Raw genomic sequence first — 22,829 nt, forward strand, 5'->3', positions numbered from 1 at the left:
GGCGTCGGATGAGCGGGAAAACCGCACGCGAAAGTGCCCAGCACCTGTGAACGCGCGGGCCGTTCCCGTGGAACCGATGTTCTCCGGCCGCGGGCCGTGACCGGTGGGAGAGCGGGCGCTACGAGCGCACGTCCGGCAGCAGGGGCACCAGGTCGTTCCAGCGGGCGATCTCGCAGCCGTTCTTGCGGTTGTAGCGCGCGTCGACCGGCCGCCCGGCCCAGGTCCCGGTGATGCGCGCGGTGGCCGGGCCGCCGTACTCCATCGTGCACAGGCGCAGCGGCGGCACCGGTGCGAACGGGTCCCGGCCCCAGACGGTCCGCCGGTCGAGTGCGGCGCATGCGTCGACGGGATCCGGATGGCTGCCCCGACTGGGGTGACAGCGCAGCAGGTACGTCCCGTCGGCACGCCCGGCGTGGCGGACGGTGACGACGAGCCGGTCCCCGCCAGGGACGGCAGGATCGACATGGTCGTACGCCACGGCGGGAGCCGCGGCCACGGTGAGGAGGGCGACGGCACCGAGGAGCACGCCGCGCGAGGTGATCTGAACCATGCCGTGACTAACGGCGGCGGGGCGTTGCGGTTGCGGGCGTGGCGGGAGTGGCGAAGGGGACGGCCGGGGCATCGCCGAACGGGAAGCGGTGTGTGACGTCCGCCGGGGCGTCCGCACGGATCCCGCCTCGTCGATCCCGTCGCACGGATCGCGGCCGGTGCTTTGCCCTGTGGCCTTTCGGCCTAGTACCGTAGGGGGCGATTGGTGACACCGCACTCGACTGTGTCATCATCTGCACGCACCACTCGCGCTTGCGCGGGCGGTTGTGCTGGAGGCGTCGCCTAGTCCGGTCTATGGCGCCGCACTGCTAATGCGGTTTGGGCCTTAAAGCCCATCGAGGGTTCAAATCCCTCCGCCTCCGCGCTTGATCACGAAAGCCCCGGTCCTTGTGACCGGGGCTTCGGTGTTTCTGGGGCGGTTTCGCCTCCCGGCCGACAGGCCGGCCCGCGAGCCGCCTCGCACCCTGCATAGCGTTTCCGCAGGTCACAAGGGGTGTGGCAAACGGATTTCACATGACGGCGGCCGTCATGTAATGTTCTTCCTGTCGCCGCGAGCGGGCCGAAAGGACCGAGAGCGGGGGCGAATACAAAAGACAAGCACTCGTAGCTTAACGGATAGAGCATCTGACTACGGATCAGAAGGTTGCAGGTTCGAATCCTGCCGAGTGCACACAGGTCAAAGGCCCCTGGGGATCATTCCCAGGGGCCTTTGACATCAACCGCTGACATCAACGCGGTCCGAAGTGCCGATCACTCCTCTGCGTGCGGCTCCTGCTCGTCCTCTGCTTCCTCCCCCGGATCATCCAGCCCAAGAGCGTCATCCATCCGGTCAGCAGCGGCCTTGAGCGTCGTGCTCATGACGTGCGCGTAGGTGTCGAGCGGCATCGTGATCGTGCTGTGGCCGAGTGTCTCCATGATCGTGCGGGCGTCCACGCCCTGAGCGAGCAGGAGCGAGGCGCACGTGTGCCGAAGATCGTGCACCCGCACCCGCACCCGTCGCACGCCGGCGTCCCGGCACAGGATCGTGAGCATTCGGTTCAGGCTGCGGGGGTCGGTGACGCGACCGGTCGTCGTGGTGAAGATCAGCCCGTCCGGCTGCCCCGGCGCCGGCTGCCACTTCTTCCCAGCGACCTTCCGTTCCCGCTCCTGCTGAGCTCGGTGCTGCACGAGCGCTCGCACGCAGTGCTTCGGCAGGGACACCGTACGAACGGAACGCATGGTCTTGGGGCTGCCGAAGATCAGTTCCCGCCGGATGCGCTGGACGTTCCGGCGGACGCGCAACTGTTCGTTCGCAAGGTCGAAGTCCGCCCACGTGAGGGCGAGCGCCTCGCCTCGACGCAGGCCCGTCGACACCAGCAGCAGCCACAGTGCGTAGAGGCGGTGTGAGCGGGCGGTCTTGAGCATGAGGCGAGCCTCCGCGGCGTCCAGCGGGCGCACCTCCTTGCGGGTGACCGTGGGGGTCTCCACAATCCGGGCGACGTTCCGCGCGATCAGTTCCTCTCGGATCGCCTGCTGAAGCGACGACCGAAGGACGGCATGGATGTACTGGACGGTCCGGGCGGACGGTCGGCGCTCGCAGCAGCGGCCTACGGCGCAGCACGAGCGCTTGCCCTCCGGGCGCTCCGCGTCCGCGCCCCGCAGGCAGCACAGGCAGGAGTCCTTGAACTCCGCGAGGAACCGGCGCACGTCCGCAGGGGACAACCGGTTCAGCCGCTTCTTGCCGAGGGCGGGCCGGATGTACAGGCGGGTCAGCCCCTCGTAGCTGTTCAGCGTGGACGGCTTGAGTCGCTGCGGCGCGATGGTGGCGAGCCAGTAGGTGAGGACGTGTCGGCTCCCGGTGGCGTGCTGGCCAGCAGTGGGCTGGTCCAGACGCACTATCAGGACGAAATCACCGTACGCATGCCAACACGTACGGAGTCCGTCCGTCGTGTCCGGGAGAGCTCGCGATTTAGGCCAGGATCTGACCGCTATGGCCTTTAGCGTGGTTCCTGAACGAGCGAACGGAACAGGGAAGGCGGAGACATGACCGGTAACGAACTGCGCACCCATGACCTGGCCGACGTGCGGGCTGCCAGTGGCGAGCGGGCCGACCTGCTCGAGGCACTGGCCAAGCAACGGCACTTCCTGCGCTTCACCACCCGCGATCTCACGGACGAGCAGGCCGGGCAGCGGACGACCACCAGCGAACTGTGCCTGGGCGGTCTGATCAAGCACGTCACCGCCGTCGAGCGGAACTGGGTGGAATTCATCCTGAACGGCCCTGCGGCGATGGGCGACTTCACCACCATGACCGAGGCCGACTGGGCCCGGCGGGCCGAAGAGTTCCGGCTGCTGCCCGGCGAGACGCTGGCCGGCGTGCTGGCCGACTACGCAGAGACGGCCCGCAGGACCGACGAGCTGGTCGCCTCCCTGCCCGACCTGGACGCCACCCAGCCGCTGCCGAGGGCGCCGTGGCACGAGCCCGGCACACGCTGGTCGGCCCGCCGGGTGCTGATGCACATCATCGCCGAGACCGCCCAGCACGCTGGACACGCCGACATCATCCGGGAGTCCCTGGACGGCGCCAAGAGCATGGGCTGACCGGCGGCACGGTCGGAACTTGTGCCCTTCGCGCACCCGTCGGAGCCGAGGGCTGCCGTCCGTCGGTTCATCTTCCGCGCCTCGCCTCCTTCATCGTCTCGGACCGCGTGTCAGTGGCCGTGTCTACCCTGGACAGCGATGACTCAGGTGTGGCGATGCACGGGGCTGCGGTGGGGTGACGGCGTGCCCGTGCTCAGGTGGGAAGGCGGGCGGCGCAGTGCTCTGACGCGGGGGAAGCGGGTGGCCTTCGCCGTGGTGGCGGGGGGTGTGCGGACGTGTGTCGGAGCGCGGGGACACGGGTGTCCGACGCGGGCTGTGGTGTCCGGGCGGAGTACCGGCGCGCGGTGCGAGGAGTGCGCGCGGCTCGACCGGGCGCACTCCGTCGCCGCCGACACGGTCGCCGACGATCCGCGGCCCTACCACGTGTATCTGGCGTGGTTCGGGCCCGGCATGGTCAAGGTCGGGATCACCGCGGTCGAGCGCGGTTCGACGCGACTGCTGGAGCAGGGCGCCGTCTCCTTCAGCTGGCTGGGGCGCGGACCGCTGATGGCGGCACGGCGGGCGGAGGAACTGCTGCGGGCGGCGCTGCGGGTGCCGGACCGGATTCCGTACGCCGACAAGAGGGCGGTACGGGCCGCATTGCCGCCGGCCGGGGAGCGGGCCGCTGAGGTGGCGGAGCTGCACGCGCGGGCGGCGGCCCTCGACGGCTGGCCGGAGTCGCTGGAGCGGGCGCCGTTCCGGGCTGTCGACCACAGCGGGGTGTTCGGGCTCGACGGGCCGATACGCGTGGACGGTGTGGTGTGTGAGTTGGTCCCCGGCGGGGTGGTGAGCGGCGACCTGCTGGCCGCCGCAGGGCCCGATCTTCACCTGGCCACCGGGCGCGGGACGGTCGTACTGGACACGCGGTTGATGACGGGATGGGAACTGACGGCCGCCACGGAGCGAGACGAAACGACCGTGCCGGTACGGGAGGTAGGGGACCCGGGCGTACAGGACGGACTGTTCTGACGGGCCGGGCAGAGGCCCGGGGCCCCGGTGCCGAGGCCATGGGGCAGTCGCGCTGGTCAAGAACAGGATCCCTTTCGGTTCTCGTTCGACAAGCGGGTGGACTGGGGCACCGCCGCAGGCGATCGTGGGGCGACATGAGCGATCACCGCGAGGCACTCGACGCGCCCACCACGTCCGTTCACTCCGCCACTCACGCCGTACCGGCCGCCGCCGCGGACCCTGCCGAGTCGCCGTCCACGGCTACCGCCCCACCGACTCCCGTCCCCGCCCACGAACCTCCGTACTACGCCGTCGTCTTCACCTCTGTGCGGACCGACGAGGACAACGGATACGGGGAAACCTCCGACCTGCTGGACGAGCTGGTCAAGGAGGTCCCCGGGTATCTCGGGATGGACCACGCCCGGACGCCTGGCGGGCTCTCCATCACCGTCGGGTACTTCCGGGACCTCGCCGCCATCGAGGCGTGGCGGAGCGATCCAGGGCATCGCACGGCCCAGAAGAACGGACGTGCGCACTGGTACGAGTCGTACACGCTGCACGTCGCCAAGGTCGAGCGCAGCCACGCGTTCGAGCGGGCCCACGGCTGAGCGAAACGGCACGCCCACGGCTGGGCACGGCAGGCGGACCGGAAGCCGAACGGCGCCTCGGACGTCACCTCGCTCGTGGCCCGTCACTGCAGGGCCACTCACAGCCCGCCATGGCGACCACGCTTCGCTTTCGCCCCAACTTCGCTGGCTGCCACGGCTGTAGGGCTCGGGAGCAGGCGATGCCGCGGCCTTCCCCGGGGAGTCCCTGAGAGGCGCCTGTGTGTTTCTCAGGGAAATCACAGGTGGGCGAAAGAGTGCTCTCAGAGGACCTCGACATGGTGTCCACCATGACCACGACCTCGCCTCAGGCGCGCCCCGAACTGCACAGGCCGGGCGGGAGCCCCGTCCGAGTGCTGGTGGTCGACGACGAGTTGTCGATCGCCGAACTGCTGTCCATGTCCCTCCGTTATGAAGGCTGGCAGATCCGCAGCGCGGCTGATGGGCAGGGCGCGATGCGGACCGTGCGCGAGTTCAGGCCGGACGTGGTCGTCCTCGACATGAAGCTCCCGGACACGGACGGCCTGACTGTCCTGGGAAGGCTGCGGCGCGAGCTGCCCGACGTGCCCGTTCTCTTCCTGACCGCCAAGGACGCCGTCGAGGACCGGATCGCGGGCCTGACCGCCGGTGGGGACGACTGTGTCACCAAGCCGTTCAGCGTCGAAGAGGTCGTGGCCCGGCTGCGCGGTCTGATCCGGCGGTCCGGTGCCGCCGACCGCCGCTCCGACTCCGTGCTCGTCGTCGGTGACCTCACTCTCGACGAGGACAGCCACGAGGTGTCGCGGGGCGGCGACGACATCCACCTCACCGCCACCGAGTTCGAACTGCTCCGCTTTCTGATGCGCAACCCGCGACGAGTGCTCAGCAAGGCGCAGATCCTGGATCGAGTGTGGTCGTACGACTTCGGCGGGAAGGCCAACGTCGTCGAGCTCTACATCTCCTACCTGCGGCGGAAGATCGACGCAGGCCGCGAGCCGATGATCCACACCCGGCGTGGCGCCGGCTACCTGATCAAGCCCGTGGCGCTCTGAGCGAACGACGGCGGTTGCGTACTCAACTCCCGCTTCGCGGCGTCGTGTCCACGGGCGCGGTGACGGAGAACCCCGACAGCCATCCCCGTCTGTCCGGCGCGGTGGTCAGTCCTCCGACACCAGGCGGGCCGGGAAACCGCCCGTCGCCACCGGACCCCACCGCACCGGAGTCACTCGGATGATGGACTTACCCTGCTTGATCATGGCCTGCCGGTACTCGTCCCAGTCCGGGTGCTCTCCCGCGATGTTGCGGTAGTACTCGACGAGGGGTTCGACGGAGTCCGGTGTGTCGATGACCTCCGCCGTGCCGTCGACCTGGACCCATGGCCCGTTCCACTCGTCGCTGAGCACGATCAGGCTGACCCGCTCGTCGCGCTTGGCGTTGCGGGTCTTGGCGCGCTCCGGGTAGGTGGAGACCACGATCCGCCCCGACTCGTCGACCCCACAGGTCAACGGGGACCCCTGGGGGCTCCCGTCGGCCCGCCGCGTCAGCAGGATCGCGCGGTGACGGGGCCGTACGAAGTCCAGCAGCTCGTCCAGCGTTACGACGGTATTGGTCGCGATGTTCGGTGCCATGGGGGGCAGCCTAGGGGCAGACCCGCCCGCGCCGCGTGACCCTGCCGGGGGCACTACGCCTGCGGCAGCGACTCACCCTGCACCGCCTGCATGTCCAGCTCCACCCTCAGCGTCGTGCCGATCGCGGCGATGCCCGCCTGGACCACCTGGTTGTAGTTCATGGCGAAGTCCTCGCGGCGCAGTTCCGTCGTCGCGCGGAAGGCCGCGCGCGTGCCGCCCCACGGGTCGGAGCCGGTGCCGAGGTAGGCGAGGTCCAGGTCGACGGGGCGTACGACGCCGTGCAGGGCCAGTTCGCCATGAACCGTCCAGCGGTCCGAGCCCGCCGCGGTCAGACCGGTCGAGCGGTAGGTGATCTCCGGGTACCGCTCGATGTCCAGGAAGTCGGCCGACCGCAGGTGGGTGTCGCGCATCCCGTTGCCCGTGTCGATGGACGCGGCGCGGATGACAGCGTCGACGCGGGACTTCTCCACCTCGTCCGGGGCGATCTCGATGCGCCCGGAGAACTCCGTGAACCGGCCGTGCACGCTGGAGATCCCCAGATGCTGCGCGACCGCGCCCACCGACGAGTGCGCCGGGTCGATGGTCCACGGACCGGGCGGCGGCAGCTCGGTGCCGCCCTGCCGGGCGAGTGTCACCGTCCCGATCTCGGCCCGTCCGCTCGCCGTGACGATCGCGCTGGAGGCGGCGGGCGCGTACCCGACCGCGGTCACGATCACGGTGTAGGCGCCCGGGGTCAGCGCGGTCGCGTCCCGTACGACCCCGTCCCCGTCGGCCTCGGCCCGCAGTACCTGCGTACCGGTCATGTCGGTCACGGTGACGACCGCGTGCGACACGGCCCATCCGTCCCGCGTACGGATCCGTGCGGTCAGTCCCATCGCGTGGTCTCCCTCTAAATCCTTGAATATCCCCGTAGAAGACTCAAAAAATCCGGCTCGTGGGGGCGCACCTCCGCTCAGAGCGCGCCCCCACGAGCCGGGGTCCCTCTACTCGCCCGGGTGGGCCAGCTGGATGTCGTGGTCGTCGACACCGCGACCGGACACGGTCAGCGCGGTGGCCACCGGCGGGTAGCCCGTCGCGATGACGGTGTACTCGCCGCTGTCCAGGTCGGTGAAGGCGTACGCCCCGTCCGTGCCGGTCATGGCCGTGCCGACCACGTTGCCCGCCGCGTCCACCAGCGTTACGCGGGCGTCGGCGAGGGGGCCGTGCGGGGCCCGGACGACGCCCTGGACCTGGGCGCCGGAGTCGAGGTCGACCTCGATCCGGGTGATGCCGGTGCCGCTCACCTCGACGGGCAGGGCCCGCGGCCGGAAGCCGACGGCGTTCACCGCGACCGTGACGGAACCGGGCACCAGCTCGGTGAAGGAGAAGTCGCCCTGCTCGCCGGTGTTTCCGGTGGCCAGCAGATCACCGCGCACATCGGTGACGATCACCATCGCGTCCTTGACGGGCAGCGCGGTTCCGGCGGCCCGGACGACACCGCTCAGACCGCTGGTGCCGCTGAGCAGGACGTCGTACGCCACCGGGTCCTCGTGCACGACGATCGTCGAGGCCTGCGGCTGGAAGCCGTCGGCGGAGGCGATCAGGACGTACGAGCCCGCGCCCGGCGCGTCCACCGCGTAGGAACCGTCGGCCTGGGCGACCGAGCGGCCCAACTGGCGTCCCCCGAGGGAGATCAGCGTGACCGCGGCCTGCGGGACCGGCGCGCCCTCGGCGCCGCGGACGAAGCCGCGGACCGGGACGCCGCCCAGGGGCGCGGACTCACCCGGCGCGGCCACCGTGGCGATCGCGGCCAGCTTCTGCGTACCTTCGGGACCGGCCTGGGCCGACGAGGCGATGGAGGCACCTGCCTGCTCGGAGGAGACCCAGCTCGGAACCTTCTCCTCGACGGGGGCGGCAGCCTGGGTGACCGCCGCCGGGGCGTCCTGCGGCGCGGACTCGGACGACGTGGCCTGCGCCAGGGCGCCCGCGGTCTTCAGCGGGACCTCCTTGATGAACAGGGTGATCGCGAAGGCGATGAACGCCATGCCGGCCGCGATCAGGAAGACGTCCGCGATGCCGTGGCCGTACGCGCTCTCCATGACCGTGCGCAGCGGCGCGGGCAGCTTGTTCATGTCCGGGATGGCGCCTCCGGAACCCGAGCCGGACGCGAGGTGCGCGTACTTGGGGCCGAGATCGGTGAGGCCGTCCTCGACGTAGTGGGTGATCCTGTGGACCATGACCGCGCCGAGCGCGGAGACACCCATCGCACCGCCGAGGGACCGGAAGAAGGTGACCGTCGAGCTGGCCGAACCCAGATCGCTGGGCGCCACCTGGTTCTGCGTGCACAACACCAGGTTCTGCATCATCATGCCGATGCCGAGGCCCAGCAGCGCCATGAAGACGGCGACCTTCCAGTAGGCCGTGTCGTAGCGGATCGTGCCCAGCAGGCCCAGACCGGCCGTCACCAGGACGCCACCGCTGACCAGCCAGGCCTTCCACTTGCCGGTCCGGGTGATGATCTGGCCGGAGACAGTGGAGGAGATGAACAGACCGCCGATCATGGGGATGGTCAGCACACCCGACATCGTCGGGGACTTGTCCCGCGCCAGCTGGAAGTACTGGGCGAAGAAGACCGTGCCAGCGAACATCGCGACACCCACGAAGAGCGAGGCGAGCGACGACAGGGTGATGGTGCGGTTGCGGAACAGGCGCAGCGGGATGATCGGCTCGCTGGCCCTGGACTCGACGAGGACGAAGACCGCGCCGAGGACGATCGCGCCGGCCACCATCGTGTACGTCTGCCACGACAGCCAGTCGTACTTGTCACCGGCGAAGGTGACCCAGATCAGCAGCAGGCTGACCGCGGCGGAGATGAAGAACGCGCCGGCCCAGTCGACCTTCACGTCCCGCTTCACCACGGGCAGGTGGAGGGTCTTCTGCAGCACGATCAGGGCGATGACCGCGAAGGGCACACCGACGTAGAAGCACCAGCGCCAGCCGAGCCACGAGGTGTCGGTGATGACACCGCCGAGCAGCGGGCCGCCGACGGTGGCGACGGCGAAGGTGGCACCCAGGTAGCCGGAGTAACGGCCGCGCTCACGCGGCGAGATCATCGCGGCCATGACGATCTGCGCCAGCGCGGACAGACCGCCGGTGCCGATGCCCTGGACGACACGGCAGGCGATGAGCATGCCGGGGTTCTGCGACAGACCCGCGGCCATCGAGCCGAGGACGAAGATGACCAGGGCTATCTGGACGAGCAGCTTCTTGCTGTACAGGTCCGCGAGCTTGCCCCACAGCGGGGTGGTCGCGGTCATGGCCAGCAGCGAGGCGGTGACGACCCAGGTGTAGGCCGACTGGCCGCCGCCGAGGTCACTGATGATGTGCGGCAGAGCGTTGGAGACGATCGTGGACGACAGGATCGCCACGAACATGCCGAGCAGCAGCCCGGAGAGGGCCTCCATGATCTGCCGGTGCGTCATCGGAGCGCCGTCCGGGGAGCCTCCCCCGTGCTTGGCGTGAGCCCGCACACCGGCTGGTGTGGTCGTTGCCATGGGCTTCCTTTTCTTACGTTCTTATGCGGGTGTACGGGTGGTCTGGTCGGCAACGGATTCCGTTGCGGGTGCGACGTGCGCGAACCGGGGTGCGGAGCGGCATTCGCCGAAGCTCTTGCGCAGCCGTGCCATGAGCTGGATGAGCAGGGCGACGTCCTCGTCGCTCCAGTCGCTCAGCCGCTCGGCGAACAGCTCGGTGACGCGCTGGTTCAGCTCCTCGAGCCGGGCCCGGCCGGGATCCGTCAGTCGCAGGATGCGGGAGCGTTTGTCCGCAGGGTCGGGAGAGCGCTCGATCCAGCCGCGGTCCGCGACATGCGCGACATGGCGGCTGGTGACCGACATGTCGACGGCGAGCAGCTCCGCGAGCTTGCCCATGCGCATGTCGCCATGGCGGCTGAGCAGCGTCAGCACGGCGGCGGAGCCGCCCGGGCAGTCGGACGGCAGGATCCGCCCGAGGTCCCTCTTCACGGCTCCGACGGCGCTGAGCTGGCGTGCCAGCTCCTCGTACTGCGCCCGCTCGGCCATCGCTCCTCCATCTTCGTTGCTTAGGGCAACCATAAGCCGTAATTGGTTGCTGCAGGCAAACGAAATGGGCTCCACGGGGCTAAAAACTTGGCAAAGGCAAGTATTGGCGAACGTAAATCCGCAGGTGGCCGGGGCCGGGGCGGGGTGAGATCGGCCGGCTCCGGGCCCGAGGGTGAAACCGTCCGGGCCGACAGGGGCACGGAGGAGGCGGTCCCGGCAGGTGAGCCCGCCGTGGGAAGCCCGGTGTCTCCCGGCAACGAGGCACCCGCACTTGGGCAGTTCCCGCCGCATTCGCTAGGGTCTCGGGCCATGGCTAACACCCAGGGACCCCAGGGCAACTACGACCCCGCGGGCAACACCCAGATGTTCCGTGCCTTCGTCGACGAGGCCCCGCAGGGCGGTCGGCCGCAGCAGGAGGCTTCGACCGGCCCCCGCATCGGCCTGATCGTCGGTGTCCTCGCCGCCGTGGTGATCGTCGCCGCGGTCGCCTGGCTCGCGCTGAAGTAAGGAGGGCGTCGCCCGGCTCGCACCGCCACGGCGCGGGCGGGGCGAGGCCTCACATTCGCTGGGCGGACAGGTCCCACGTCTCGATGCGTATGCCCAAGGGTGTGCGGCGGGGGTGGCCGCACACCGTCCAGGTCTTCGTGCCGGCGCCCCGGCGTCGGCGGCGCCTCCACGGGCCCGAGCGTCGCGCCCAGTCGGCCCGGAATGCCCCGATGCGTATGCCCGGACATCACCGCGCCCGAACGCAGCGAGTTGCCAACACAGTTGGGTGAGGCGACGGTCGCCGTCTGCCGCCATCGCTGGTCCGTGGCCGCGCCGTTCGTTTGCGTTGAGCGCGGTGCATCACCCACCGGTGTACGAGGTCGTGCTGCCGGCGCAGAAGGCGAACCAAGGCTCCTCACGCACCGGCAGCCCGCCCGGAGAGCGAACGGGCCTGCCGTTGCGACTCGAAGCTGTTGGGCGCCTCAGTCGGAGATGAGGCCCTCCCGTAGCTGCGCCAGCGTGCGGGTCAGCAGCCGGGAGACGTGCATCTGCGAAATGCCGACCTCCTCGCCGATCTGTGACTGCGTCATGTTGGCGAAGAAGCGCAGCATGATGATCTGCCGCTCGCGAGGCGGGAGTTTGGCCATCAGCGGCTTGAGGGACTCGCGGTACTCCACGCCCTCCAGTGCGCTGTCCTCGTACCCGAGCCGGTCCGCGAGCGAGCCCTCGCTGCCGTCGTCCTCGGGCGTCGGGGAGTCCAGCGAGGACGCCGTGTACGCGTTGCCGACCGCTAGGCCGTCGACCACGTCCTCCTCCGACACGCCCAGCACCGAGGCGAGTTCGGTGACCGTGGGCGAGCGGTCCAGCTTCTGGGACAGTTCGTCGCTGGCCTTGGTGAGGGCCAGGCGCAGCTCCTGGAGTCGGCGCGGCACCCGTACCGACCACGACGTGTCCCGGAAGAACCGCTTGATCTCGCCGACGACGGTCGGCATCGCGAACGTCGGGAACTCGACGCCCCGTTCGCAGTCGAAGCGGTCGATCGCCTTGATCAGCCCGATCGTGCCGACCTGGACGATGTCCTCCATCGGTTCGTTGCGGCTGCGGAAGCGGGCCGCCGCGTACCGCACGAGCGGGAGGTTCAACTCGATGAGGGTGTCCCGGACATAGGCGCGCTCCGGGCTGTTCTCGTCGAGTGCCGCGAGTCGCAGGAAGAGGGAGCGGGACAGGGTGCGGGTGTCGATGGCTTCGGAGGACGGAAGGGCCGGGGCCTCGGGAACCGGAAGGGACCCGGCACTCGGAAGGTCCTGAGGGGCCTGAAGGTCCGGAAGCACGTCGGTGGCGGAGTCGCTCTGCATGAGCGTGAGCACCTTCGAGCTGCCCTGGTCTGCGGACATGCCACCCCCTTTGGGTCGCGGGACGGTCGCGGCGGACGCTCCCGTCGGAGGAACGCAGCCTCCACCTGAATACCGGCCGTGAGGCTGCGGCAAACGCGCTTCCGGAAGGATGTCACATGTCGGCAACACGCTGTAGTGACATGTCGACATGCGAGAGCTGAATGCGCCCTGGTTGGAAGGGGTCTGAGGGACTTTCAGCAGAGAACTGCCAGGAAAGGCGCTTGCGGGTGATTCGCTCGCGTGAGTTAGGCGTCGATCCTGTTTGCGGATCGCAGCCGAGCGAAGCTCCTGGCGAGGAGCCTTGACACATGCATCTGCGAGACGCCCAGTTCGGCGCTGATCTGCGACTGGGTCAGGTTGCTGTAGTAGCGCAGCAGCAGGATCCGTTGTTCCCGCTCGGGCAGTTGGACGAGCAGATGCCGTACGAGGTCGCGGTGCTCGACTCCGTCGAGGGCGGGATCCTCGTAGCCGAGCCGGTCGAGCAGGCCCGGTAGCCCGTCGCCCTCCTGGGCTGCCTCCAGCGAGGTCGCGTGGTAGGAGCGGCCCGCCTCGATGCAGGACAGCACCTCCTCCTCGGTGATGCGTAGCCGCTCGGCGATCTCGGCGGTGGAGGGCGAGCGTCCGTGCGCGGTGGTCAGGTCCTCCGTGGCGCTGTTGACCTGCACCCACAGCTCGTGCAGCCGGCGCGGGACGTGGACGGTGCGGACGTTGTCGCGGAAGTAGCGCTTGATCTCGCCGACGACGGTCGGCATCGCGAAGGTCGGGAACTGCACGCCTCGGTCGGGATCGAAGCGGTCGATGGCGTTGATCAGACCGATGGTGCCCACCTGGACGACGTCCTCCATGGGCTCATTGCGGGAGCGGAAGCGGGCGGCCGCGTAGCGTACGAGCGGGAGGTTCGCCTCGATGAGCGCCCCGCGTACGTGGTTGTGCTCCGGCGTGCCCGGCTCCAACTCCTTGAGCTGGGCGAAGAGCACCTGTGTGAGGGCCCGGGTGTCGGCGCCACGGCGCTTCTGGGGGGTGGTGTGCTGTGGGGCGTCCTGAGCGGCGTGCTGTGCGACGTTCGCAGGGGCGTCCTGAGGGGTGGCGGCCGGAGCGGGTGCCTGGGGGCGGTCGGGAGCCGTGGCGGAGGCCTGGGGCCCGTCGGGAGGCGGGACCGGGGCCTCGTCCTGAGGCGGCGCACTACTGGCCGACACGGTCAACGCCACCCCTTCATCCATCTGCATAGCTGTCAATTCACCGCCAAAAGCGGTCATAGCATCACAAGAGATGGACACCGTGTGCAAGTACCGCATAGGCCCGTGTTGAGGGAGAGTTGGGGGCCCAGGAAATAGGGGAGCCCCCCACCGTCCCGGTGGGGGGCTCCTCGGGCGGTGTCGCCCCGAATTCGTGCGCGGTGTCGCTCAGATTTCGTAATCGGCGATCACCCATGTGGCGAACTCGCGCCACAGTGCGACGCCCGCCTGGTGCTTCGGGTGCTCGATGTACCGTCCCAGCGCCTCTGTGTCGTCGACCGCCGAGTTGATCGCGAAGTCGTACGCGATGGGCCGGTCGCTGGTGTTCCAGCCGCATTCCCAGAAACGCAGCTCGTCGATCTGCTCGCCGAGGGCCTGGAAGGCACGCACGCCCTCCACGACGCGCGGGTCGTCGCGCTGGACGCCCTCGTTGAGCTTGAAGAGGACCAGATGGCGGATCACGGGCGCTCCCAAGGGTGTGACGACGGCCGCCCGGCTGCCGGGAGCCTCAGTCGGCCCCGTCGGCGACCCAGGTCATGAAGTGGCCGACGGCCTTGGCGGCATTCGAAATGCCCTCGAACCCTATCTGCACGTACTCGGCGGCCTTGGCCGGGTCAGTGATGATCACGTAGAGCACGAAGACGACGACCACGTACAGCGCGATCTTCTTTCCTTGCACCGCCACCGCGGCCTCCCCCGTCTCCTGTGCCCCGCGGGGCTTGGTCCGCCGCCGGTGAGTGTAACCCGCCCAAGTGTTCGGGGGTTCGCAAATGATCACGTATGCACCATGTCCGCACACGGCCCGCCCCGCCGGGGCCCTCAGGGACCAATGGCCCAACGGCCGGGGCCGTTCGTCCGCCCGTCGGGGCGAGCGCGGGCGGCAGGATGGGGCTGCCCACCGGATTCCGGCAGGAGCCGGAGGGCAGGGGATGGGACCTCACTGCGGGGTCCGTGCCGCAGGCTTGCCCAAGGCGTGGCGCGGGCTTGGGGTCCTCTCCCCACCGGGGAGGCGGCCTCTTCCCCCGCGGCCGCCTCCCCGTTCGCCGCGTTCTCCGCGGTCGACCAGAAGCGCCGGTGAACCGGCGGCGCAGGATTCGGTGCCGGGTACTCGGCGATCTGTGCCGCGGCGCGGGCACGTACGCCGAACGCACGAAGGGCCCCGTCCAACGACGGGGCCCTTCTTCAGCGGTAGCGGAGGGATTTGAACCCTCGGTGACTTGCGCCACACTCGCTTTCGAGGTCTGTTCGGGCTGGTCAGGGCATGATCCGCAGCCGTTCAACCTCGTTCACTCCCGTACTCCGGGCCCGGTGCGTGAACCTCTGTGAACGGCGCCGGACGGGGGTGAATGAGACGGAAACTGAGACGGAGGGGGCGCCGCTGGCCAGCACGTTAGCGCCGCTGGTGGGGCACTCCAAGGTCTGTGGCCGCGCTCTCGCTGCGGCATCCGGCGGTGGGGCAGACGGGCAAGAGGTCGTCCGGCATTGCTAGCTCACCTACCGGCCGCTGAGCGAGCCACCCCGAGAGCCGATGCGGCGGCGTCTCCGTGCGGACATGCCTGAAGCCGAGCCCCTCGTAGTAGGCGTGCAGCCCAGTGTTTGTGCGCCAAGTGTCGATACGGACCCAGTTCCGTCCTTCCAGGGCCGCGAGGCGGGACATCCAGTCGATGACCCGCGTCCCGAGCTGTCGGCCGGACGCTTTGCGGGCGACGATGAGCTTGTATAGGTACAGCGCTGTTTCGGGGCGGTCGGCGTCGGTCCAGAAGTCCCGGTCGACAGGGCCACGGCTGACGGTGGCCAGCACTTCGTCATGCTCGCCAACGACGACCCATGCGCGCCCCTCATCTATGCTCGCGCGCCACTTCGAGATGGCCCGGTCGCCCGTCTCCGGGTCGCTCCACTGGTCGGTGCCTTTGGTGCGTAGCCACCCTTCGGCCTCTGTGCGCAGAGCCAAGAGGGCGGGTACGTCCGCCGCTGCTGCGGGGCGGAGGAACTCAGTCCGTACTGACTTCATAGAGGATCTTGTGCCTGTCTCCGGGGAGGATGGTGACCATGCAGCGGAGGGGGCGGTCGTCCGCGTCATAGCCCGTTCGGGTGTGCTCTGCGACTGGAGTAGCTGCGGGGAGGCCAAGTTGCTCCGCTTCCTGATGAGTTGGCATACGGACTGAGATTTCGTCGACGTACTTGGCCTGCACGAGTCCTACGGACGCGAGGATGCCGCCGGGCGCGGAGACATCTCGGGGCTCCATCAGGGGGGTGCCGACCACGAGTTCCTGGGGGAAGTATGAGTCGGCGAGCGCATAGGGCCGGTTGTCTATGAACCGGACGCGCTTGCGCACCACGGCCAATCCACCTTCGGGAAGCGCGAGGCGCTCTCGAACGTGGGGCGGGGGCACAACGATCGACACTGCGATCTCTTGGCGGGGGGCGTTTCCGTTCTCCGCGACCGCGCTCGCCCACTGGTCGCCGGCGGTTCGCCCTTCCACAGCGTTCTCATGGCGGCTCCGGCTCTCCAACGTCGTCCAGTTCCACACGACAGGGGGGTAGTCCTCGCGAACGTACTTGCCCTGTCCCTGTCCGGTGACGACCAAGCCTTCCTCGATCAGGAGGCGTACGCCGGCACGGATGGTCTCTCGGCTGTAGCCGTACTGGCTCATCATCTTGGATTCGCTCGGCAGGGCCTCACCCGCTGACAGCGCGCCGGACAGGATCTGTTCGCGCAGGTCATAGGCGATTTCCTGAGCCTTCGTCATACCGCGTCGTGCCGCCAAGACATCTCCTCTGCTCTGACTCCTCCGTACAAGTTAGACCAGGGGGCTTGACTCTCCAAGTAGGTCTCGGGCAATCTCTTGCCACGCCACTCCTCCAGACAAGCCGGATGGGGTGTCATGTACGGTTCCGTCGTACATGCAGCACAACGGGAGTTGAGTCCTCGGACCCAGCTCCAAGGGGCCCGGGACAGAGCGGGCCGAGGGCGCACCCGACCCTTTGCACTCGGGAGGGCTTAGACCGAAAGGTCACGTCTCCATACGCCTACAACGGGGTCATGCCGCGCTACCTGATACGGGCGCGGCACCCCCGAAGGAGACATGCACGTCGCCCCGGCATCCAGCCGTGAGGGGTGCGAGATCGAATCTCGCCCGGGGCCCTCCGGCCGCTCTACGCGTCCGTGCCGCGCGTTTGGCGTGGCTGATCACCTCACAACGGCGCGCACCCCCCGGAGTAGCCGCTCCAGGGGGTGCTGTTCGGGCCGTTTCACCTGCTAGGGAGACCACGACCCATGAACCACATCGTCACTGTTCAGGACGCTGTTACCGCGTTCGCCGAGTGGATGGAGCCGACGGACGCGGAACTGGACGCGATCGAGCGGGAGATGCCCGTCATCCTGGCGGATGTCGACCTGCTCGACGCGCAGCTCATCACGCTGGACCGCACGCCGACCGAGCTGGACGTCCGCCGGATCCGCCGGGCCCGTCGCCGGGTGCTGGAGGCGCGGCGTCTCCTGGCCAACCGCGCTGGTGCTGGAGAGGTGGCGTGATGGGCCGCCGGTTCAAGGACATGCAGACCCCGGAACAGCAGTGGGCTGCCCTTCAGACGCCGCGTTCCGCCGCATCACCCCGGTCATCGGTTCGCCCCGCCAGCCACTCCGAGTGGCGGCAGATGACCGCACACCAGCAAGCCGCGCACCTCGCCCGGCTCGAAGGGCACGAGGACGAGGCGCGCGAGTGGGAGCGGATGGGCGCGCAGGCGGCTGCCGCGGACGCGGCAGCGGAGGCGGCTCCGAAGAAGAAGCGGGGGTGGTTCTGGTGATCCGCATTGTCACCGCGGCGCGGCTGCGCCGCCGGAGGGAAGCCATCGAGCAGGCCCACACCCGTGCCAGGGAGGTACAGGAGCAGGCGGATGCCGCCCTGAGCCGTCACCTGAAGCAGGTGTGGGAGCTGACCGCCCGTGCGGAGCGGGCCGAGCGCTCCGCTTCCATGGCCGACTGGGGTAAGGAGCTTGCGGAGGCCGCGGCGAAGGTGCTGCGCGAGGAACTGGAGGCCGCACAGCAGGCCGGGCGGACGCTGTTCCTGCTGCTGCACTACGGCGAACCGCACAGCATCCACGGCAGCCGGGAGGACGCCTACGCCTACGCCGACACCCAGGGCACGCCCGTTCACAGGTGGGTGACCGGTGTTCACCGCCCTGCTGCGGAGCTGCCGTGGGTGTTGATCCCGTTCACGCAGGATGAGGCCGTCAAGGGCTTCCGCTCGGTGATGGTCCGCTCCCCGGAGCCGATGGGGGGCGCGGCGTGAACAGCGTTCAGATCCGTTCAGCGGAGAAGGCGTTGTCGGTGGGCATGTGGCTGATCGTGTCCGGCGCGATGCTGTATTCGATCCTGACCGTCACGCCGCTGATGGCCTCCCACACCCCGCGTGCCTGGCAATGGACGGCCCCGATCCTGCCCCTCGTGGTCGATGCCGCGGTCGTGATCGTGGTCCGCCTGGATTCGGTGCTGGCCCGCCTTGGCGGTCATGGTGGGCGGTGGCCGATCGTGCTGCGGTGGATGACCGGCGGCATGACGCTGGCCCTCAACACCGCGGACTCCGCGCTGAAGAAAGACCCGGTCGGCGTGGCCGTGCACGCGGTGGCGCCGCTGCTGCTGATCGTCACCGCCGAGACTGGGCTGGCCTACCGCCGCGCCATCGCCGCGGCTGTGGCGGCGCTGGAGGAGCGGCAGCGGGCCGAACGCGAGCGGGCCGAGCGGGCTGCCCGGGAGCGGGCTGAAGCCGCCCGACGGGATGCCCGTGAGGAGCGCGACCACGCCGCGATGCTGGCGCGTGAACAGCGTGAACACGAAGCCGCTTTGGCCCGCGAGGCGTCTGAACGCGAGCAGCAGCGGCGGCGTGAGGAGCAGGCGCGGCAGGACGCCCGCGAGGCTGCCGAACGCCAGGAGAGTGAACGCCGTGAACGCGAGCGTGAACAGCGCGAGCAGGAACGTGAACAGCGTGAACGCAAGCGTGAACAGGCCATCGAGCGTGAACAGCGTGAGCGGGCCGAGCGTGAACGCCGTGAACGGGCCGCGCTGCTGGAGCGGGGACCTGCCGTAGGCAAGCTCCCGGAGGGCGAGGCGCACGCGATTGTGGCCGCCGCGTTCGAGGCGGGGCTCTCCGTGCGGTCCACGGCGGAGCTGTGCGGCTGGTCGGTGGGGTGGGTGTCCGCCCGCTACGCCGAGCACCGCGACCCGGGCACGGGCGGTGCTGAGCTGGCCATCGCGGGCCGCTGATGGCCGCCCTTTCGTTCCATGCGCCCTACGCCATCAACTCCCCCCGGCCGGCCACCGGCCACACATGCCTGAGGAGGGCCTGACCATGAGTAAAGCCGACACCCGACGCCTGGACCGCGAGATCCGGCTCACGAACCGCAAGCTCGACGCCGTGCGCGAGCGGGAGATGTGGCCACTGGACGGCCGCGAGCGCCGCGCGATCCTCGCCGCGCTGGCCGGCGGCTCGTATCGGGTCGTGCGAGGCCGAAGCACCGACCGCGCCGACCGGAAGCTGGAGACCGCGTGGAGCGCGGCCGAGACGCGGCTGGTCGCGGAGATCACCGCGCTGGAGACCGAGAGGCAGCGGATCGTGACCGAGGCCGCCCAGGCCAAGGCCGCCAAGAAGTCCTCCGGTTGGTGGTGAGCATGGACCGCCGCTGTCCTGCCACCCGCCGTGGCGCTCCGGCCGATGGAGGACGCCATGAACTGGCTTGAGATCTTCTGCCACATCCTCGTACCGGGCCTGCTCGGGTGGCTCGCGGTATGGGTCGGGATCACCCGCATCCCCTGGCACCCCCGCGACGAGGAGGACCAGTGACCGGCCCCCGCTGCCCCGCTGCCCACCCTGATGACCCGACCCCGTGTGACGGCCCGGTCGCCGTGACCGTGCTCGACGCCTATGCAGCCGGGGCCGACGGCTGCGAGCACCACAGCGCCCGGCTCCTGGCCTCCCTCGACGGTGGCTGTGTCTACGCCCTCCCCGACGCCCCCGAGGGCGCCGCCATCCGTGTGTTCAAGGCCGCGGGCGGTATCCGCCCGTTCTGCTGGCTCAACGGCCCGCGCACCTCGCTGTCCCAGCTCAGCCACGCGGAGAACCGCGCCCGGTACGGCCGCTGACCCGTGTACGTCCCGCCCGCGCTGATGCCGGGCGGGGCCGCCGGCCAGGCCGGGCCCTCTCTCAACGTTCCGCCCCTGCTCGGGGCAGTCAGGAGCCTCCCGCCATGAGCGACACCGTCGTTCACCTGCACAAGAACACCAATCCTCCTGCCGAACCGGCCACCGTGACGACGCTGACCGTGGCCCCGGACCCGGCACCGGCCACGCCCCTGCCGCTGTGGGTCCGCTCGGGCCGCGCCCTCAAGACCGCCGTCACCTACGAGAACACCAAGACCGCCGCCCGCGTCGCCGCCCGTCACAGCCTCTACGTGGTGGGCGGGGCGCGGATCGTGGCCCGCCGCACCTGGGACGGCCGCACCGCCGCCCGCTACGAACGCATGCTGCGCGCCGCCGAGGCCGCCGGGAACTACGAGGTGGCAGCGGAGTGGGAGGAGCGCGGGCAGCGCTTCCGCGACGCCCGCCACCGCCGCCGCATGGACCTGCTGCACTCCCCGGTGGAGGCGGCCAGGGGCGCGCTGGTCGGCACCGGGATGGGCATAGGCGGCCTGGTCGCGCTCGGCGTGGTCCTGGCCATCGCCAACAAGGACGCCCACGACGTCATCACCCCGATCATGGCGGTGATTGACTTCATCCGCCTGATGATCACCATCGTGCAGGTGGTGTGGGGACCGGCCGTCACCATCGGCCCGTTCCTGGCCCTGCTCGCCCTGTGGGCCGTCGGCCAGCACCAGCAGGCCGCTCCGGACTGGGCGCTTCCCGCCAACGCCCGCTCAAGCGAGGGCGAGCCGATCACGCCGTCGATCGTGGTCAAAGCCCTGCGCGACCTGGGGATTCCCGCGCTGCGAGGCGCCATCAAGGAGATGGGCGACGCCGGCGCCTCGATGCTCTCCCCGATCACGATCGCCGGGTGCGGTGTCGAGGTCGACGTCACGCTCCCGTCCGGGGTGTCGACGAACGAGGTGCAGCAGCGGCGGCGCAAGCTGGCGGAGAACCTGACCCGGCACGAGCACGAGGTGTTCATCACCATCCCCGAGGCGGCCCGCACCGTGCGGGTATGGATCGCCGACTCGGGTGCGCTGGACGAGCCGATCGGCCCGTCTCCCCTGGTCACCGACGAGACGATGACCGCGAACTACAAGACCGGCCGGGCTCCGTGGGGTCAGGATCTGCGCGGCGACGCGGCGGCGCTGAGCCTGTATCAGCGCCACGTGCTCGTCACCGGTCTGTCCAACCAGGGCAAGACCGCTGCTCTGCGCTCGCTCGCCTTGTGGGTGGCACTCGACCGCACGGTCGAGTTCTGGATTGCCGACCTCAAGGGCGTCGGGGACTGGAAGCCGTTCGAGGGCATCGCCGACGTCCTCATCGAAGGCCCGACCGACGACCACGTCATCCAGGCCACAGAAATGGTGGAAGACGCGGTGGACGAGATGAACCGCCGTATCGAGGCACGCCGCACCGACCCGACGGCCGTCTTCCCGCCGCTGATCGTCATCGTGGACGAGGCGCAGGTGGCGTTCATGTGTCCGGTCAAGGACAAGGCCAAGCGGCCCTACGGCGGATCCAAAGCCACCTCCCGCTACTACATGGCCGTCCGCAAGGTCCACAACCAGGGCCGTGCGGTCGACGTGCTGATGTGGGAGGGAACCCAAGACCCCACCGACCAGAACCTTCCCAAGCTGGTCCGCGAGGGCGCCCACACCCGCGCCTCCCTCGTACTGGGTACCGAGTCCCAAGCCCGCATGGCGCTCGGAGACAAGGCCGTTGACGGCGGGGCCGCCCCGCACCTGCTGCGCCAGGGCCTGGACAAGGGGACCCTGGTCGTCGCCTCCGACGGCATCGAGATTCCCAAGGGGCAGTCGTCCATCACCGTGCGCACCCACTTCATCGACGACGACCAGGCCGCCGGCATCGGAGAGCGGGCCAAGGCCATGCGCGACGGCGTGACGACCCTGCGCGTCATCGAGCGTGGCGAGGAACGCGACCCGCTCACCGACATCGCCACCGTGCTGGGCAGCGATGCCCGCGTGCGCACCCAGGAAGTCATCACACGGCTCGCCGCGCTGAACGAGGACGCCTACGGCAAGTGGTCGTTCATCGACCTCAAGCGCGTCCTGGACGATGCCGGAGCCGAGCCCTACAAGTCCGACGGCCGCATGGTCGTCGGCCGCGACCGCGTCCTCCGCGCCCTCACCAACCGCGACAACGAGGGTTCCGCTTCCGCCGACGGATGACGGGGAGCCAACCCCCGGCGGGTCAGGGAGGCAGGGAGAACTCCCTGAACACCTCCCTGACCCGCCTCCCTGACCCTGACCTGCACAAATGATCGTTCAGGGAGGCAGGGAGGCACGCAGGTCAGACCCCCTGAACACCCCTCCACACGGCACCCCGAAGGGGGTGTCTCTGCCTCCCTGGCCACGCGCCGGAAGGGATTCCGCATGCTCTCGCGCTCTGTGCTCAAGCTGCTCCAAACCATCGCCAACAACGACGCCGGCGAGGGGGTTCTGTTCGTCTCGGCTCCCTGTGGCCGGTGGCAGATGGACGGCAGCCCCTACACCGTCAACGACCGAACCTTTCACCCGCTCACGGCCCGCGACTTCATCGACATCGGTGACGGACGCACCGATCCGGTGAAGGTGACCGCTGCCGGCCGCGCCTACCTCGCTGGAGGTGCCCAGTGAACGAGACCACCCCTAACGCGCTCCACTCGAACGTCCAGATGAGTGACGACGTGGCCGCCGCCGAAGCCGCCCGGATCATCGCAGAGGCGTACCGGCCCGCACCCGAGACGCCCACCGCCTACCGCGACGACACCCCGACGCCCGCCTACGGCAGCGCCCCGCCCGTCGCCCAACCCGGACGGCCCCCTATGAGCCAGGGCGCCACGGACGCGAGCGTGCTCATGCTCGCCGGCGCCACCGCCACCACCATGGTCGGCGGTACGGCGGCCGTGCTCATGTACGTGTCCCAGTTCGCCGACCCCGTCGTGTGCGGCCTCGTCTTCGGCGCCCCCACCGCCCTCGTGCTCGCCCTCGCCCGGCTCGCCAGCAGGGCCAAGCCCGCGCCGGACGTTCACCACCACTACGAGGGTCCCGTCTACCAGGACCAGCGCAACGTCCAGAGCAAGACGACCGGCGTATGGGCCAAGACCAACAACCAGTAGCTACGCCAAGGGCGGCCCCCTCGTCTCGC

Annotated in this window: 26 protein-coding genes and 2 tRNA genes; 16 read left to right on the forward strand and 12 right to left on the reverse strand. The window is 69.6% G+C overall.

Annotated features, from left to right (window positions below; translation table 11 throughout):
* Positions 1-118: 118 nt before the first annotated feature.
* Positions 119-550 (reverse strand): SSI family serine proteinase inhibitor, encoded by a 432-nt coding sequence (locus ACWDEX_RS06505; RefSeq protein WP_450462077.1) that lies wholly within the window; start codon positions 548-550, stop codon positions 119-121.
* 270 nt (positions 551-820) lie between these two features.
* Here ACWDEX_RS06505 and ACWDEX_RS06510 point away from each other — a divergent pair.
* Together ACWDEX_RS06510 and ACWDEX_RS06515 are read left to right on the forward strand one after the other, a co-directional pair.
* Positions 821-911: transfer RNA gene (locus tag ACWDEX_RS06510), tRNA-Ser, on the forward strand.
* 235 nt (positions 912-1,146) lie between these two features.
* Positions 1,147-1,219 (forward strand) — tRNA-Arg (locus ACWDEX_RS06515).
* Positions 1,220-1,299: 80 nt separating this feature from the next.
* On the opposite strand, the gene ACWDEX_RS06520 is transcribed toward ACWDEX_RS06515, so the two are convergent.
* Positions 1,300-2,424 carry a tyrosine-type recombinase/integrase gene (locus ACWDEX_RS06520; RefSeq protein ID WP_450462079.1) on the reverse strand — a complete coding sequence of 375 codons (1,125 nt, stop codon included), beginning with the start codon at positions 2,422-2,424 and terminating at the stop codon, positions 1,300-1,302.
* Between the two features lie 147 nt (positions 2,425-2,571).
* Here ACWDEX_RS06520 and ACWDEX_RS06525 point away from each other — a divergent pair, with 147 nt between their 5' ends.
* From ACWDEX_RS06525 to ACWDEX_RS06540, 4 genes are all read left to right on the forward strand, one after another.
* On the forward strand, positions 2,572-3,129 hold the full coding sequence (locus ACWDEX_RS06525) for a DinB family protein (RefSeq protein WP_450462081.1): 558 nt from the start codon (positions 2,572-2,574) through the stop codon (positions 3,127-3,129).
* A 138-nt stretch (positions 3,130-3,267) separates the two neighbouring features.
* Positions 3,268-4,137, forward strand: a complete 870-nt coding sequence (locus ACWDEX_RS06530) for a DUF2797 domain-containing protein (protein ID WP_450462082.1) — start codon at positions 3,268-3,270, stop codon at positions 4,135-4,137.
* Positions 4,138-4,271: 134 nt separating this feature from the next.
* Positions 4,272-4,724 carry an antibiotic biosynthesis monooxygenase family protein gene (locus ACWDEX_RS06535; protein ID WP_450462083.1) on the forward strand — a complete coding sequence of 151 codons (453 nt, stop codon included), beginning with the start codon at positions 4,272-4,274 and terminating at the stop codon, positions 4,722-4,724.
* A gap of 287 nt (positions 4,725-5,011) precedes the next feature.
* Entirely contained in the window at positions 5,012-5,752 is a 741-nt protein-coding gene (locus tag ACWDEX_RS06540) for a response regulator transcription factor (RefSeq protein ID WP_450462084.1), read from the forward strand.
* A gap of 105 nt (positions 5,753-5,857) precedes the next feature.
* Here the strand turns inward: ACWDEX_RS06540 and ACWDEX_RS06545 are convergent, their stop codons facing one another.
* The 4 genes from ACWDEX_RS06545 to ACWDEX_RS06560 all read right to left on the reverse strand — a co-directional run bounded on the left by ACWDEX_RS06545 (position 5,858) and on the right by ACWDEX_RS06560 (position 10,386).
* Positions 5,858-6,328, reverse strand: coding sequence for a PPOX class F420-dependent oxidoreductase (locus ACWDEX_RS06545; RefSeq protein ID WP_450462085.1), 471 nt, complete (start codon positions 6,326-6,328; stop codon positions 5,858-5,860).
* 53 nt (positions 6,329-6,381) lie between these two features.
* Positions 6,382-7,203: a YceI family protein gene (locus ACWDEX_RS06550; protein WP_450462086.1), complete on the reverse strand. Its 822-nt coding sequence runs from the start codon at positions 7,201-7,203 to the stop codon at positions 6,382-6,384.
* A gap of 108 nt (positions 7,204-7,311) precedes the next feature.
* A complete protein-coding gene (locus ACWDEX_RS06555; RefSeq protein ID WP_450462087.1) occupies positions 7,312-9,861 on the reverse strand; it encodes an MFS transporter in 2,550 nt (849 codons plus the stop codon).
* A gap of 21 nt (positions 9,862-9,882) precedes the next feature.
* On the reverse strand, positions 9,883-10,386 hold the full coding sequence (locus ACWDEX_RS06560) for a MarR family winged helix-turn-helix transcriptional regulator (RefSeq protein ID WP_450462088.1): 504 nt from the start codon (positions 10,384-10,386) through the stop codon (positions 9,883-9,885).
* A gap of 309 nt (positions 10,387-10,695) precedes the next feature.
* Here ACWDEX_RS06560 and ACWDEX_RS06565 point away from each other — a divergent pair, with 309 nt between their 5' ends.
* The gene (locus ACWDEX_RS06565; RefSeq protein WP_450462089.1) at positions 10,696-10,893 is read left to right on the forward strand and encodes a hypothetical protein; all 198 of its coding nucleotides are present in this window, start codon (positions 10,696-10,698) and stop codon (positions 10,891-10,893) included.
* Positions 10,894-11,354: 461 nt separating this feature from the next.
* On the opposite strand, the gene ACWDEX_RS06570 is transcribed toward ACWDEX_RS06565, so the two are convergent.
* The 6 genes from ACWDEX_RS06570 to ACWDEX_RS06595 form a co-directional block, all read right to left on the reverse strand.
* On the reverse strand, positions 11,355-12,266 hold the full coding sequence (locus ACWDEX_RS06570) for an RNA polymerase sigma factor SigF (protein WP_450462090.1): 912 nt from the start codon (positions 12,264-12,266) through the stop codon (positions 11,355-11,357).
* Positions 12,267-12,511: 245 nt separating this feature from the next.
* Positions 12,512-13,486, reverse strand: a complete 975-nt coding sequence (locus ACWDEX_RS06575; RefSeq protein ID WP_450462152.1) for an RNA polymerase sigma factor SigF — start codon at positions 13,484-13,486, stop codon at positions 12,512-12,514.
* Positions 13,487-13,669: 183 nt separating this feature from the next.
* Positions 13,670-13,963 carry a Dabb family protein gene (locus ACWDEX_RS06580; RefSeq protein ID WP_450462091.1) on the reverse strand — a complete coding sequence of 98 codons (294 nt, stop codon included), beginning with the start codon at positions 13,961-13,963 and terminating at the stop codon, positions 13,670-13,672.
* A gap of 46 nt (positions 13,964-14,009) precedes the next feature.
* Positions 14,010-14,186 carry a hypothetical protein gene (locus ACWDEX_RS06585; protein ID WP_450462092.1) on the reverse strand — a complete coding sequence of 59 codons (177 nt, stop codon included), beginning with the start codon at positions 14,184-14,186 and terminating at the stop codon, positions 14,010-14,012.
* A gap of 705 nt (positions 14,187-14,891) precedes the next feature.
* Entirely contained in the window at positions 14,892-15,512 is a 621-nt protein-coding gene (locus ACWDEX_RS06590; RefSeq protein ID WP_450462093.1) for an N-acetyltransferase family protein, read from the reverse strand.
* On the reverse strand, positions 15,493-16,269 hold the full coding sequence (locus ACWDEX_RS06595) for a GntR family transcriptional regulator (protein ID WP_450462094.1): 777 nt from the start codon (positions 16,267-16,269) through the stop codon (positions 15,493-15,495). The genes ACWDEX_RS06590 and ACWDEX_RS06595 overlap by 20 nt, the downstream gene beginning before the upstream one ends.
* A gap of 509 nt (positions 16,270-16,778) precedes the next feature.
* On the opposite strand from ACWDEX_RS06595, the gene ACWDEX_RS06600 reads away from it, so the two are divergent.
* The 9 genes from ACWDEX_RS06600 (at position 16,779) to ACWDEX_RS06640 (ending at position 22,800) form a co-directional block, all read left to right on the forward strand.
* Positions 16,779-17,036, forward strand: coding sequence for a DUF6284 family protein (locus tag ACWDEX_RS06600; protein ID WP_450462095.1), 258 nt, complete (start codon positions 16,779-16,781; stop codon positions 17,034-17,036).
* Complete coding sequence (locus ACWDEX_RS06605) at positions 17,036-17,308, forward strand: hypothetical protein (RefSeq protein ID WP_450462096.1); 273 nt, start codon at positions 17,036-17,038, stop codon at positions 17,306-17,308. The genes ACWDEX_RS06600 and ACWDEX_RS06605 overlap by 1 nt, the downstream gene beginning before the upstream one ends.
* A complete protein-coding gene (locus ACWDEX_RS06610; protein ID WP_450462097.1) occupies positions 17,305-17,793 on the forward strand; it encodes a hypothetical protein in 489 nt (162 codons plus the stop codon). The genes ACWDEX_RS06605 and ACWDEX_RS06610 overlap by 4 nt, the downstream gene beginning before the upstream one ends.
* Positions 17,790-18,764, forward strand: coding sequence for a DUF2637 domain-containing protein (locus ACWDEX_RS06615; RefSeq protein ID WP_450462098.1), 975 nt, complete (start codon positions 17,790-17,792; stop codon positions 18,762-18,764). The genes ACWDEX_RS06610 and ACWDEX_RS06615 overlap by 4 nt, the downstream gene beginning before the upstream one ends.
* 85 nt (positions 18,765-18,849) lie before the next feature.
* Entirely contained in the window at positions 18,850-19,167 is a 318-nt protein-coding gene (locus ACWDEX_RS06620) for a hypothetical protein (protein ID WP_450462099.1), read from the forward strand.
* A 170-nt stretch (positions 19,168-19,337) separates the two neighbouring features.
* Positions 19,338-19,640, forward strand: coding sequence for a hypothetical protein (locus tag ACWDEX_RS06625; protein ID WP_450462100.1), 303 nt, complete (start codon positions 19,338-19,340; stop codon positions 19,638-19,640).
* 104 nt (positions 19,641-19,744) lie between these two features.
* The gene (locus ACWDEX_RS06630) at positions 19,745-21,871 is read left to right on the forward strand and encodes an FtsK/SpoIIIE domain-containing protein (protein ID WP_450462101.1); all 2,127 of its coding nucleotides are present in this window, start codon (positions 19,745-19,747) and stop codon (positions 21,869-21,871) included.
* A gap of 204 nt (positions 21,872-22,075) precedes the next feature.
* Positions 22,076-22,318, forward strand: coding sequence for a hypothetical protein (locus ACWDEX_RS06635; RefSeq protein WP_450462102.1), 243 nt, complete (start codon positions 22,076-22,078; stop codon positions 22,316-22,318).
* Between the two features lie 38 nt (positions 22,319-22,356).
* On the forward strand, positions 22,357-22,800 hold the full coding sequence (locus ACWDEX_RS06640; RefSeq protein WP_450462153.1) for a hypothetical protein: 444 nt from the start codon (positions 22,357-22,359) through the stop codon (positions 22,798-22,800).
* Positions 22,801-22,829 lie beyond the last annotated feature (29 nt).

The sequence above is a fragment of the Streptomyces sp. NPDC001020 genome, assembly GCF_053599115.1.